6 protein-coding genes are annotated in these 13,873 nt (G+C 50.2%); all 6 read right to left on the bottom strand.

Going from position 1 to position 13,873, the window contains the following annotated elements; genetic code table 11:
• Window positions 1-259 precede the first annotated feature (259 nt).
• From DCW36_RS19915 to DCW36_RS19890, 6 genes are read right to left on the bottom strand one after another with little or no spacing between them, the layout of a single operon-like run.
• Window positions 260-1,390, bottom strand: a complete 1,131-nt coding sequence (locus DCW36_RS19915; protein ID WP_114782556.1) for an eCIS core domain-containing protein — start codon at window positions 1,388-1,390, stop codon at window positions 260-262.
• 15 nt (window positions 1,391-1,405) lie between these two features.
• Window positions 1,406-2,833 (bottom strand): contractile injection system tape measure protein, encoded by a 1,428-nt coding sequence (locus DCW36_RS19910; protein WP_114782555.1) that lies wholly within the window; start codon window positions 2,831-2,833, stop codon window positions 1,406-1,408.
• 14 nt (window positions 2,834-2,847) lie between these two features.
• Window positions 2,848-6,573 carry a PKD domain-containing protein gene (locus DCW36_RS19905; protein WP_128396999.1) on the bottom strand — a complete coding sequence of 1,242 codons (3,726 nt, stop codon included), beginning with the start codon at window positions 6,571-6,573 and terminating at the stop codon, window positions 2,848-2,850.
• 4 nt (window positions 6,574-6,577) lie between these two features.
• Window positions 6,578-9,616, bottom strand: coding sequence for a hypothetical protein (locus DCW36_RS19900; RefSeq protein WP_114782553.1), 3,039 nt, complete (start codon window positions 9,614-9,616; stop codon window positions 6,578-6,580).
• Complete coding sequence (locus tag DCW36_RS19895) at window positions 9,616-13,398, bottom strand: baseplate J/gp47 family protein (RefSeq protein ID WP_114782552.1); 3,783 nt, start codon at window positions 13,396-13,398, stop codon at window positions 9,616-9,618. Before DCW36_RS19895 ends, DCW36_RS19900 begins: the two co-directional genes overlap by 1 nt.
• A complete protein-coding gene (locus DCW36_RS19890; protein ID WP_114782609.1) occupies window positions 13,398-13,805 on the bottom strand; it encodes a GPW/gp25 family protein in 408 nt (135 codons plus the stop codon). Before DCW36_RS19890 ends, DCW36_RS19895 begins: the two co-directional genes overlap by 1 nt.
• Window positions 13,806-13,873 lie beyond the last annotated feature (68 nt).

The following is a 13,873-nucleotide window of genomic DNA, read 5'->3' as shown; positions in this document are numbered from 1 at the left end:
GATTGTCTGGAATCCGGGAAAAAACGAAACAGCTGCATATGCTATACTGTCTGCTGTTATTTTTCTTGTGATGAAACAGCTTTACAATCTCTGCTGCACCTGCCACCACAGTCTCTGCTTCACCTCGCCTATGAAAATAGCCGGGTGACCGGCGAAAAACTTTGCTGCACCTGTCACCATTTCCTCTGCTCTTCTTCAGGCAGGACGAAAGACCCCCAGACGCCTTTTTCTCCGAAAGGCCCGTATACAGCAGATACCACTATGGTCTGCAGTTACCTCCCTCCCTGCACCTTTTAAAAGTTGGACGGCGCCAGCTACTCCGATCGTAAATGCGCACACAATCCCCTTGCCTGACAAGATTATAAAATGCTGCTGATGCTGCCGAACCTGTAGAATCTTTGTCCGGATCATCTAACCGGGCACACCCGGCAGATTGCGCTCCGGGTATTCTTTCAATTACCCGCTTACCATCCCGTGTTTGTCTCCAGAAATTGCTGTGAAAGCCAAAGTTGCCGCAATAGTTAACAAAATTAATCAGGCCGTGACCAGAGACGAGCTGGTGCCCCAGAACCGGGTACATATGGCACCATCCATTTTTCCTGGCAAGCGAGTAAGTACTAGGTCCCACAATGATATTGTCAAATTGCCTGAAATTAGTAGCGCTTCCGGTATAAACACGGACTGCCCTTAACCCCAGGTTCAGGTGTATTTCTCTCTCTTGGTCAGCCGCACCCCGATAGGTACATGGATCTGCGGTTTCTGTAAAATTTGGTTCGGATGCTTCATCTTCCTGCCTGGCTATTCTTTCAGAGCTACCGTTCTGCTGCACCACATGCGTCAGCTCATGGGCCAGCAGCTTTTTGCCACTATCCGTACCGGGCGCATATTGCCCCTGGTTAAATACCACATGGTTTCCTGACGTGTAAGCCAGGGCATTAATGGAAGCAGCCGACTTTGCGGCGAGTTCATCCGTATGGATTTTCACCTGCGAGAAGTCTTGCCCAAAGCGGCTTTCCATGAATGATCTGGTTTCAGTATCCAGGGCTTGTCCGCCCGCGTTCAGTGCCTGATAAACTTCCGTAGCGGGTTCAGGAATAGTGGAAGAAACAGCTTTCCGCTGCAGTTTCTCTTTTTCTTCCTTTTCACATTCACTGCACTTTCGCTGTATACCAGAAGCTGACATGCGCGTTATACCGGTTTGTGATTGGGGCACACGCATCACCTGGTCCGCGATCGCATCTGCCTCCCTCTCATAGGCATCATCTACCGGCCCAATCTTTAATTTTGGCTGAAAGAATAAATCCTTCCTACTCGCTCCTTTTGATGAAAAAAACGAGCGGGGTCTTATTGGTATACCCGATTTGGTTTGGGGGCTTAAGGTCTCTTTCATACGGCATCATATCTTTCAATTCCATTCTACATGCATCATACTGTCCATCCAGGGCGTTTTTACAATGGAAATGCCCCAGGGAAGTCTGTTTAATAAAATATCTACGGTTTTTTGCGCCACTTTGAGGTAGCATTTCGAGTCGCCAAACCAAACTTTTCCATCACGTTGCAAAAAGGTCGACTGCAGGCCTTCGATGCTGCTGTTTTTTAAGGCATCCCAGTGCCTGATGACCGATTGCAGCAGGTCCTGTGCTTCTTTCTTTTCAAATGCGCTTAAAACGATATTGCCGTTTACGCTCTGGTGCATGGGGTAGCCCAGCAGAAGCTTGTTGAGCAATAAATCGAATTCAGGACATGCTTCGTTGCCGGTTACCAGGTATTGGCTCAGCCCCAGGGCACGCTGCTGCACCTCTTCTGACACCCACACGTGCTTATCTGTATAACCTATATTTTCAAAAAGGGTGGCTAGAAAAGGATGTAAAAGCACCAGTCCGGCATTCGTTACAAAATACTCCTGTTTCTTATTTTTGATTGAAACAAGGTTCTTCCCGAAAGCAGGTTTATCCGTTTGTTTGCCGGCGCCTACCTGTGCTGCTATTGCCTTTGCGCTATCTTCCTGCTTTGAAGAACCATAAAACAGCATTTTTGCTGCCCGCTGCAGTTGCTCAGCAGTGAGATTTTCAAAAAGGTGTCGAAAAACAATCTCCTCAAATTTTTCCGGATTCAGGGCAGATTCATGCCTGCTCCGCTGAACCAAAGCACCTGCCAGAAGCGACTGAATCAGAAGCTGTTTACATTCGGCTGGCGGCAATTTTAGCAGGAATAACAGGGACGTTAGGAACTTCTTTTCCTTTTCGCGCAGGCTTTTCCTCACACCACTGAGCGTCATAATTTTTTCCAGTACCGGCTCCTCAAACTGCTGTACAAGCCGTTTCAGTACCTGGGGCTCCGTATTGGTGAGCTGCTTCATCTGGTGGAGGAAAGTGGACTTGCTGCCGGCAGTTTCCATCAGCCGCTGAAGGTCTGCTTTACTGGACACGGATGCATTCCAGGGCATCACACCGGTACGCAGAAAGTAGAGGATGATGTCAACGGCGTTTTCCTGTTCGCTCAGCTCTTCCACAGGCGTTGCCGTAATACCTGGAGCACCCACAACAGCGCTTGTTCCCATTGACGAAAAAAGGTCTGCCAACTGCTCCACTACTTTCTCACACAGCACCTGTTCCCAATTGTCTGCGGGTAACTCCCCTGCTTCAATAACCACACTGTCTGCCTTTATTACTTTACCTGCCGGTGCCTTTTCATCGAGAACCTTTTCGATGGCGGGCAGTAATTTCTGCGTACAGAAAAGCGACAGCTCTTCCTTGAAAGCAAACGCATCAGTTGCTCCTTCCCTGCTTACTTCCAGGATTTGCCTGCGGATGATATGGCGCTGAACAGTCATGCAGCAGTGACGGGTTAGAGGGTGGTATGGTTATCGAACTCTTCTTTATCCAGGAATCTATCGAATATCCTCCTGTCAATAATAAACCGTTTCTCGTCCATGCATTCTGCACCCGGTAGCTGATGAAATATACGAAGGTTGATAAGCAGCTCATTTTGCGGACTGAGGCCGGTATTCCGATACGAAATATCGACGGCCTGACCGGAGAACTGAAGCTGCCGGTCGCCCGATAACAGCCGCCATTGGTAATCGTCCGCCGCGGGTTCCTTCGCCTTTACATGCAGCACAAAGTCGGACAGGTCTACCGTGGTGTTTGGAGGAGATTGAATGCGTTTAAGCACCATGATGAAGTCGGCATTCGGTACCACTACTTTGATAGTTAACCCTGCCTCCCTGTAGCTTAACGGAAATTCTTTAGTGGCCTGTAAATTTTGTTTGGCCGGAATAAAGGATATTTCCCCTGTATCCGGGTTTCGTTCCAGCACCAGCTTCGCTTCGTTCTTGATTTCTTTTACATTTTTGGGAGTTGGCGCTATTTTAAAGGTATGGGTGGCTCTGTCGTTACTGCAAAAGACTTCCGGCACTAGGCCAAATTCGGTTCTTTCCGGTCGCTTCAGGGTGAAGGTGTGTTCCTTTGTAGCCAGACAGGGAACATCCCTTACCGTCAGCTTAACCGTAAAGCTTTCCGATTCCTCTTTTAACTGGTAGGTGTGACTGGGCTGCTGTTCAGTGGTCGTAACCCCGTCGCCAAAATCCCAGGTCACCTGCCGGTCGCCTGTATTCGACGGGAAGAAATTGACCGTAATGCCATCATTCTCTACCTGGAACCTGAAATCGACCTCAAACGCTTCTACTATTTTTACATCCACACTGGTGCTCCTGCCATCGGCCAGCGTGTAGGTTATTTTGTTTGTACCTGCCGGTATGCCTTTGGGTTTAAACTGGAAGCTGCCTGCCGCTACGCCACCAACTGATGCAGAAAGCACGCCACCTTCCGGTGACACCGTAACCGGATAAGCGCCTTCGTCATTGTTACAGAACTCTGTTGGCGTAATTCGGATAGATAACACCACCTCCGGCTCTTTAGGCAGCACATACGTAATGGGCGGACAGTCGGAGCAGCAGATGTAGGGCAGGTAAAAGTCTGCTATTACGGCAAACTCGGGAATACGAAACCTGTCGGGTACACGAATTTGCGGCACCCGGATAAGTATATCGGTAATGTCTAGTTTGGTAGCTTCCTCCATGTCGCGGCAGGTGTTCAGGAAGCTGCCAAGCGCCAGTTCAAAGTTCTTCAGCAAAACAGGGTCCTTCACCGAAGCTTCTTTTAACAAGTCATCGATATGGGCATTGGATAAAATAGCCTCATTGAGATTGGCGGCAGCCAGCACTGCTCCGGGTACATTCGTCAGCACCTGCGGAATAGGTCTGGTTAACCGTGGGGCGGGCGTTTCATGATACACTAAAATAAACGTGCCTCCCTTCGGTACGCCTGCCTTGTGTTCCAGACCCGGGTGCTTTTTAAAGTAGTTCATGAAGTTGGCCAGCGCCCGCACCTCATTATACCGCTTTTCATATTCCTTCTTCAACGCTGCCAGCCGCTCGTCGAAACAGGTATTTATTAGGCCGGGGAAGCGCCGCAGGCTTTCTTCCAGGCGCAGCTCTTTTGCCGTTTCTGCCATATTCAGCGTGTTGGCAGCTATAAAGCGAACTTCCTCGGTGAGGGCAGCAAACCTGGCGGTAAATGTCGCAGGTGTAAAGTCTTTGATTGTGTCGGGCCAGGACGCACCCATGACATTCTCCACGCTGTCGATAAAATAGAACAGGTGCGCATACACCGTATTCAGGGTCATGTTGCTGTCGGGCGAGGGCTTCACAAAGTGGTGCCCCCTGGCCACCAGGGTCTGGTACACCTCTCCTACCGTCCCCTTCTTCACCGTACAATGGCTCCTGAAAAAGTCTCCCCGCTTGTAGGCCGGCACAGCAAGCGACGGCAGACCAAAGAGCGGAAAAATAGCAGGATTAATGGTAAAGCCGGCCAGGTTCCCGATGGACGTAGCCGCCGTATGCACAGGTATGTTTTCGGTTACAGAAAAGTCTGTTACCGCCCCTGTAATGTTTGAAAGCTGGGGCCGGTAGGGTACATCCGCCAGAAGGCAGGCAAGGTCGCCGAAGCGGCAGCTAAGTTCAGCAATAATTACCTTGTAAAGCGATTCCAGGTCATTGAAGAGGCAGTTTTTATCGTCGCTGGCTGCATAGCGGGCAACGGTAGCTGTGGAGAGGGCTACTACTTCGAAAGGTAAATTGAAGCTATTGCGTTGCGAAATAACAGCGGTTAAGGCTTGCCCGTAGCTCTTGCCAATGTGGCCCTCCACCCGGAAAAAATTAAACCGCTCGATATCGTACAGCAGCGGATTGACCACCGCATCGGCACTGTTATACTGTGCTGCATGATACGACAGGTTTGAGGTGGCCTTCCCCCTCCGGGTTTTGCTCCAGTTCCAGCATTGGTAGAGCTCCTCCGGGTTGTAGTAATACGGAATACAACGATTCGATATTGGCTTGTCGAGGTACTTGCTCGGGGTAATCCTGACGGGCGTATTGGGGAAAGTACCGGGGCTTGGAACGGTAAAGTTCTGAACCAGTACCCGCATTCTCCTGAATAAACTTTGCACTTCGGCCAGCAGGTTTTTCTGGTTGTTAAACAAAGGCGAATACAGGAAGTAGTGCCGGTAGTTTGATTTACTGTGGATGGAAGTGCTTTTGGTAGCTTCTCCCAGCATCAGGTGCAGCGGGAACAGGTCCTCATCGGGGCAGCACGCCACCTGCACATCATACACCTTGCGTTTGAATTCATGGTAGGCTTTATGGATATCATCCAGCCAGTCGTAGAAGTATTGAATAAAGAAAGGGTTCGTGTTCTTAATAGCTGCCAGCCTGGCTTTAAATACTTCAAAGACATCGCCAAAAGGATTACTGGCTTCTTCAAACAGAATAGGTTTATAGTGCAGGTAGCTGTAGTTGAGCACCTGGGCCAGGCGCTTCAGGGTATTTTCGTCTACCAGCTCCAGGAAAGCGTTCAGGACCACATCGGTCGAGGTTAGCTGGTTTACCGGCACATTAAACCGTTTCAGCTTCACATCCAGCAGGGCCGGACTAACAGAGGGTGCAGGCTCATTGTTTACGGGCTGCTCCTCTTTGCTTTTCAAAAATTCATCTATGTCGCTTCGCTTAACCAGTAAAGGTTTAACCGCAAATTCTATTTTATCGCCTTTGTCATCGCAATCGGTATCGACACAGTTTTTCAGCGGCTTTTCTTTCATCTCCAGCAGCAGCAACACAATTTTGTCGCGCATAAAAGCCCGGTTTGCTTCAATAGACAAGGCATCTTCTTCGGCCAGCGATTGTTCTGCCGTGAGTAGCTCCCATAGCTGCCAGTTTTCATAAACCGGTTTATACTTCGGACTAAAATCTGTGGGCAGGGTGTACGGACGGTAATAGGTCAGGCTGAGCTGGTCCTGCACCAGCAGGTAACCGGCAGAAGTTACCCCACACCCTTTCGTGATTTCGATTCTGGAAGAACTAACGTGCAGCTCCAGCCCGCATACAATCCCAATCCCGATGAGTTTGTTGCGCGTCAGCCGGTCCTGCTCATCCAGGTAATTCACGATTTCGTTCAGGTGCTCGGCCATTAAAACCTGATCGGCCACAAAAACGGGATAAGAATTAAATTCTGTCATCGGATTAAAATTTATACGTACCTAAAACCGTGTTACCTAATAAAACCGGATTACTTACACCTGTAGCACAGTCGTGCAAGTGCGCCTCCGGGTATTCGCTGTGCAGCTCTTTCAGGATGGCAATCATGTCGTTACTGGCTTTCCGCAAAGGCTCTTTTTTATCATGATGCTGCACCAGGTCCTTTTCGTAATCGGCCAGCGTTTCCATCCACTTTTGGTAGATGCGCTCGAACCTGTTCAGCAGTGTATTGCTGACCCAGCAGATTTTTATCATGCAATGCGCCGGCGTTTCGGTGCGGACCATACTTTCAAAATACCGCCTGAACTCCATGCTCTTAAAGCGTTCGTGCCAGTACGGCAGCACCAGCGACAACCGGAAAGAATACGGGTCTTCTTCGCCGCAGAACCCGCAGTTCTCGCCCAGGCATACCTGGAACAGTTTGTATACTGCTTCGGGCTCCTCCCCCGGTATTTCCGGCGCTTCGAACCGTGGGCGCAGTAACAGGTGCTCTACCAGGTGCATGCCCTCCCCCGGACAATCCTGCCCCAAAGCTGCGGCTACCTGCGGCATGGCAGCATTGCGGGAGGCTGCATCCGTGAAAATTTGGCCGCTTTTTGCCAAAGGCACCTGGCTGCTGTCCTGTACCAGAAAGGAATATTGGTCTACCGCCAGGTCCTTTGTTTTATAAAAGGAGCTATCGCCTGCCACTTCCGGAAGCTTATCTGCTATTGCCTTTACTTCTGCAAAAGAGGCGTATTCCTGGAGCGACGTGAGCAAGACCGTGCCTGCTTCATCCACGAGATTGAAGAAGTATTTTGGAGGCGAAGCAGTGGTGCTCAGGATTTCGATATGCTTCAGGCAGAAAAGAAAGCGCCTGGTAAAATCGTCGATGCCCGACAGCCGGGCTATTCTTTTTTCGAGCCCCGAAACATTATCGGAATCCCAGGAGGGCTGGAGGTAGTTAAAGGCTTTCCCTCTTTCCCGGCTCACCTGGGGATAATCTTTCAGAAAGGAGATTTTGTCCTTGATAAGCTCATCTGGCTCAATGTCCTGGTAGCTGTCTGCATTTTTGTAGGTATACAGCATCAGCACATACTCATTAAACGACTCGGCGAAGCGCCCTATCAGATGGTCGAGAAAACGGTTCCTCCTGTCGTAAAAGGTATCTGAATCTTCCAGGATGAGCGCGCGCAGTTTTTTTATTGCATCTGTATCGGCAGGGGCTGGCGCACTTAGGGCTTTTTCTAAATCGGTGGCATGCCCATAAATCTCCTCCATACCCTTTATATCACTTAAGAATTGCGCAAAGTAGGTCTGATTGACGTCGGTATTCAGCGAAAACAGGTCTTTGGCCCTGGACAGCTGCGCGAAAAAATTGCCCAGTAGCTGGTCGTAGAACATCAGGTAAGCTTTGAGCTGTTTTGCCTGCGCTACCCTCTCCGGTGTTGACGTGGAGGGCAGGCCGGCCTCGCCTATCCCATAGGTAACCGGAAATTCGTACTGCACCGACAGGTATTCGCCCAGGTCATGATACGCACCTTGCGGAAGTTCCAGGTCGTCTGCTGTGCCTTTTAGCTTTTTTCGCTGCTCCAGCCCGTTCAGGTATTTTAAGGTGTCCAGGGTTTCATCGACCCTGGCTCTGAAGGGCAGCTTTCCTTTAAAGAACAATACCTTCGACCGGAAAACATTTAGCACCGGCTTACAGCCCCCGCCTATTTCCAGGCACCAGCGCTCACTCGGCAGCACCGGCTCTCCTGCCTTGTTATATTTGGTAAACAGCACGTTTTTCACCGACAGCACCCCGGCGGTGTCCATGATAAAATTGATGACATCCGACACGTAGATTTTACTGCGCAGCTGGGTCGCCTTCAGCTCTTCGGTTTTGATGAAGCCATGCGTTAGAATGGGCCCTTCAAAAATCTCATCCGTGTGCAGGCCCTCTTCCAGGAGCTCCTTCAGGGAATAAAAGGGCACATCCGGATTCAGGTAGTTCTGGAGCTGGTAGAGGATGTTGGCATACACCTCTTCAATATCGGCATCGGGTGTTACTTCGATATCGGCACAAAAGGCTACTTCCTGTGTGCACACCGTATCCAGCTCTACAAAATCTTCGCACAGGTTGCGATGCGCATGCAGCGTTTGCTTGGCCGTTTGCAGAATACTGACGACAAGCTTGTTTTTTTTCTGGTAGATGGAAAAGATATCGGCCAACGTTGCGGCGTCGTTGAACAGGTCGGTAATAGCGGGCTCAATGGCGGTCACATCCTCTCGCAGCAACACAAAGGCCTGGAACAGAAACTCCCGCACCTCAGCTGCTCCTGCGATTTCAAATTTTACCGTCCAGCGGTTTTTGCTAAAACTAACGGCTATGTTGCTGATGGTTGACGGGTCAGCCGCTGCAATAAACTCGTACCCGGCGGTAGGGGCGCCTTTCCAGCCCGGCAAGAGGAGTTGCATCCGGATGTCCAGCAGGTCTTCTGTGGCAAACTGGTAGGTAATATCGCCTTTGTTCAGGTCGCCGAACTCATCGGTTTCTTCCAGGTCGAGCAGCACGCAGTAAAGCCCGTGGAGGCGCACGGGATGTTCGGTTTCTTCGTACACCAGCTGGTCTTTCTGACAATGCGCGTAAAGGAGTACTTCCTGCTCCGGCTCCTCCAGGAGTTTACCGTCTTCGTCGCGGTACGGAAACAGCCAGGCATTTTTTACGCCGGCTATGTCAACGAGCAGTTTACGGTAATCTTCAATGGTCAGCGGTTCTGCCGTTAAGATGGATTTGGGGGAGAAAAAAGCCTGGTCGGTTGCTATGTTTCCGTCTTTACCGGCCAGCAAATTTTTAATATCAAACCCGGTACGATAGCCCAGCTCGGTGATGGCATAGCAGAGGGCTTCGAGGGTGGTGATGCCCGGGTCGTGGGTGTTGTAGTCGGTCCAGATTTTGCTCGACAGGTCCTCGATGTGCCGGAGCCCCAGCGTACGCAGGAAATCATAATCCTGAACTTCCGGAAGGCTCCTGTTTTTGGCTATGTACAAAGTTTCTTCCATCAGCAATTGCAGTTTTCAGTTATAAAGGAAATCCGGTGGGCATGCACCGGGTCATCGGATTTAACCGACACAAACACCGAGCGCGCAGAGGTGGCTACCGCTTCGTCGAGGTCGGCGGACCGGATGCCTTCCACCACCTGGTACATTTTAACACAGCTCAGAAAATCGACATAAGGCCGCTCTTCAATAAAATCTATCAAAACGCTTTTACTTATTTTCCCGCCAAACTCTATGTCCGTCTGCGGGTCGTAGGCCCAGGGCGCCAGGAACTTCTCCAGCTCGCTTTTCAGCTCTTTGGTATAAAACTCATTCTCTGCCGTCAGGTACTTTATTTTAAATTCCAGCTGTATTTCTTCGAACCGGGGGTTCCGCACCTCCAGGTTCACATGGGACGAGATGTGCCGGTAGAGGTATTTCTGTATCTCCGTCAGCAGGCCCAGGCTGGTATAGGGGCGCAGCGGGTCAAAGGCGTTTTTATTTTTTAAATCCGGAATCGGCACGACCAGCACATGCCCCGGCTTGCGTTCGTTATCTACAAAAATGGTTTGCGTACCCGAGGTCTGTTCCTGTATGTGGGTGTGGTTGATGCACTTGGCTTTGTAAACAGCCGGAAAAGCCTCAAGGACTAGCCGCTCATAATCCCACATGGTTATCGCGCGGTTTTTATGCCGCAGGCGCTCGCTTACCCGCACATAAAAATGGTTATCCTGCTCCTTAACCCGCCCGTGAAAGGAGGCATAGGGCTGGTTAATTTTCTTGACCGCCGAGTCGCTCACAACCATTTTGCTGATGGTGCCGGCGGGTAAGGTGTTTTTAAAGTAATTGCCGGTATTTTTAAAATCGGTAAATGCTGCTTTGGCTGCCTGGGCCACTACGGCAATCAGCTTGCAAACGGCATGTGTTTTCTGACTGACGGTGGCTCTAAGCCAATGGAGCTGTTCCGGGAAGAGGCTGCTGGTGGCACTAGCTTTATCCGGTATACTGAAGCGGATGATGCCGGACTGGGTCAGGTCGTTGGTTGCATCTGCTATGTCCTCCTTCTGGAATTCCTGCCATACGTTGTTCTCACCCAGAAAGGCCCAGCTCAGTTCCTGCTTTACCTGCAACGGGTCGGCACTGCCTTCTGCTACCTGAAACAAAAGAGAAAGCGTTTGGTCCGGCGTAAAATTTTCTATTCCAATGTAAAAAGTGCCTTCCTCCTGCACATCCGGCAGCAGCGGACGCGGGTTTTCTGTTGCCATATCTTTACTTCCGAAAGGCGTGAGTTGCAGAAAAGCACCTTCCTCTCCGGTAGCAAAATCAAGTACGGTGGAGCAGGAATAGTCAAGGGAGATTTCCTTTACCTGGGGGGTAAAAGGCTCTTCTACCTTATCCATTTTAATAGTGGTAGTCGTTTTGTTCGGGTCCGATTCATCCTGCACCGAGGTAATAACAGCGTCTTTTGCGGCCTTGGCCAGGCGGTCGGCGTAGGTGCTGTGCCCGAAGTCGGATTTCAGCTCAATTTTCAGAAAACCCCACTTCGACTTGACCGAATAATTTTCATTCGCTGTGTAATCCGCTTCCACCTGCAAGGCAGGCAGACTGACGGGCAAAGCTGTGTCGGACTGGATAAAATTGATTTGAATCGGATTTTCGATGATTGCCCCGACCATACCTGCCCCTGCTCCCCCACCCGGAAAAGGGAAAGAGCCGGTTGTAGTACCCATGAACGAAGCAGCAAAGGGTGAGGTGGCAGGTGCAGCGCCGTTTGCCGAAGCAGCAGAAGGAATGGTGGCAGGTGCAGATGATAAAAAAGAACCAGCCGTTACACCGGCAGTCATTTGCTGGATTTCAATATCCGGCCGAATATCATGGAAAAGCTTCCGCTTGGTATGCGTCTCCTTCCAGACGGCGTTTTCGAGGTGGTAAATGTCGACTTTATGTGTGTCTTCAAAATCTGTTTTCCGCCAGAGTTCAGAATAATTATCCCAGTTGATATTCACCTGGACCTTTACATTTCCGGTAGGCTGGAGCGTTTTCAGGAAAATTTCCTTGCTGCCGATAATAAAGGAAGAACCTATCCGGGGCGCCGAACCAAATAAATCAAAAGGCTTAGAGGGGCTGAGGGTGCCGGCATCGTTCTGAATCGCAATATCTTTGATGCCGGTAACATGCAGTTTAATACCGACTTTTTCGACTTCAAATTGCCAGACAGCTTCTTTTGCCAGGGCATTTTTCAAACTGAATTTTGCCAGGGGAAGTGTGGTAGCAAACTGCTGCTGGTGTATTTTTTCGGAGTAAGGCACAATTGGTGGCGCTCCCCCATCCAGCATAATTGAAATGCTGAAATACGTTTTGGAGGCATGCACCGCGACTTTTGAAGGTTCTATCACCACCTCTACCCACCCTTTTTCGCCTGTCAGTTGCAGGGAAAAGCTGTGCCGGATGTCTTCGGTGGTAAAGGCAACAGGTGCGCCTGCCGGGGCATGAAAATCGAAGGTGATAGTTCGGATGCCTTCCCGGAGGTACAAATAATGCGAGGCCACCACAAAGCCAACACGCGCTGGCGTTCGTTCTGCGTCTCCGAATACTTTCCAGCTTTTATCGGCACTTGCAAGTTTTGCACCCTGTCCGTCTTCAGAGTTGGCTATTGGGCTGGCAAAAATCTGCAGCGTCTGCTGGGCCAGGTTTTTCTGTACAAAAAGGCTTTTCAGGCTTTTTACTGCACCTGTATTGACAACGATATCATCCGTTAAAGCATAAAATATTTCCTCGTTAGCAGCGTCTTTCCCGGCCTTAAAAACAGTGCTCTTCCGAAGCAGGTGGTTTTCTTTGCCTTTGGCCAGCTCAAAGGTCAGGTGTACCTGGTCCGGCTCAGCCGCCTTCATCCGGAGGCTTAGTATTTCCTTATAATACAGGTCGAGGTGGCGCTTTGTATAGGTGTTTACATGCTCCTGCGCATACCTGAACAACTTGATAAACGTGAGAAACAGCCCGTAATGCGGACTGTGGGCCGGAAAAGAAGTCAAGGTCTGGTCCAGCTGCTTTCGGGCCTGCGCCACCAGGCGGGTGAGTGTTTTGGAGTACTGGTCAAAGATGCCGGTAAAGAGGTTATGGGTGCCGGTATTCTTTATTTTCAGGGAAGTGCTGGCGCCATGGTAGGTTGGTGTAAAGGCAGGCAGCGGGCCGTCTGTCCAGAAAGCAGCCAGGCTGGCTTCTTGAAAATCCTGGGAAAGCTGAACAGCAAAGGGGGCTGGTTCAAGGGTAAAGGTACTGCCTGCGTCAATCAGTCCCTGGCTGATGGCTTCGTCGTAATACTTTTTCAGGCGGTCGTAATACGGCGGCAGCGTGGACTGTATTGTGTTTTTGATGATTTCACGGAAGCCAAACTCCGCCGGCAGGTCCTGGTAGTACTCCTGAAGCAGTGCGGTAAGGGTAAAGCCAAAATCAAAGAGAACTTTAAAGTGATTCTTTAATTTAGTTTCGTCGCTGGTGGGGGTTGCCTTCAGCACATCGAGTATTTTTTTGACATAGGCAAAGCTTCCTGCCACCTCCAGCTTTACCAGCGAAGCAAGCGTAACCGATACATCCATCCGCATGAATACCTGCCAATCTCCCTCCGCCACATTGGTTGCATTGAAGTACTTCAGCTGGCTGGCATAATTTTTTGCAAACAGGATTAAATCGGCGTCATCGCGCTCATCCACACTGGCATGGCCTGGTAAGAGCGCCTGCAGTACACGCTCATACTGGTTCACGCCCGACCGTACCAGAGGGTTCCTGTTATCGCACTTGCTGTTCATCAGATATCGGTGCCTTCGTTCTTGTAATAAGGAAACACATAATTGAAGCGTGTATTGGTGGTGCGAACCGTGTAATCTACCACAATCAGAATAACCCCTTCCACCTCACGGCTATCGTCCAGCTCTATCTTGTTCAGTTTGACGCGTGGCTCATGAAACAGAATCGCCGTCTTTACCAGGTCTCGGATGTAGGATTTGAAAGTGGAGGTAAGCGATTCGAATACGAGTTCATCCAGGTTGCACCCATAGGTGGGCTGCATGACGCGCTCCCCCAGGCGGGTGGTTAGCAGGACATGGAGGCTGCTTTGAATATCCTCCTCGTCACGTAACATCTCTACGCCACCCGTTTTCTTATCGAAAGCGGGCGGAAAGCTCCAGCCTGTTCCTAAAAATGATTCAGTGCTCATAGCGCTTTGTAGGTTTAGTATGTGGAATCGAACCAGGCGCTCTGCACCAGCTACTTTCCACATATTTA

Origin of the sequence: Botryobacter ruber (genome assembly GCF_003347595.2) — a bacterium.
Taxonomy (GTDB): Bacteria; Bacteroidota; Bacteroidia; order Cytophagales; family Hymenobacteraceae; genus Pontibacter; species Pontibacter ruber_A.
This window is presented reverse-complemented; position numbering and strand designations above follow the sequence as displayed.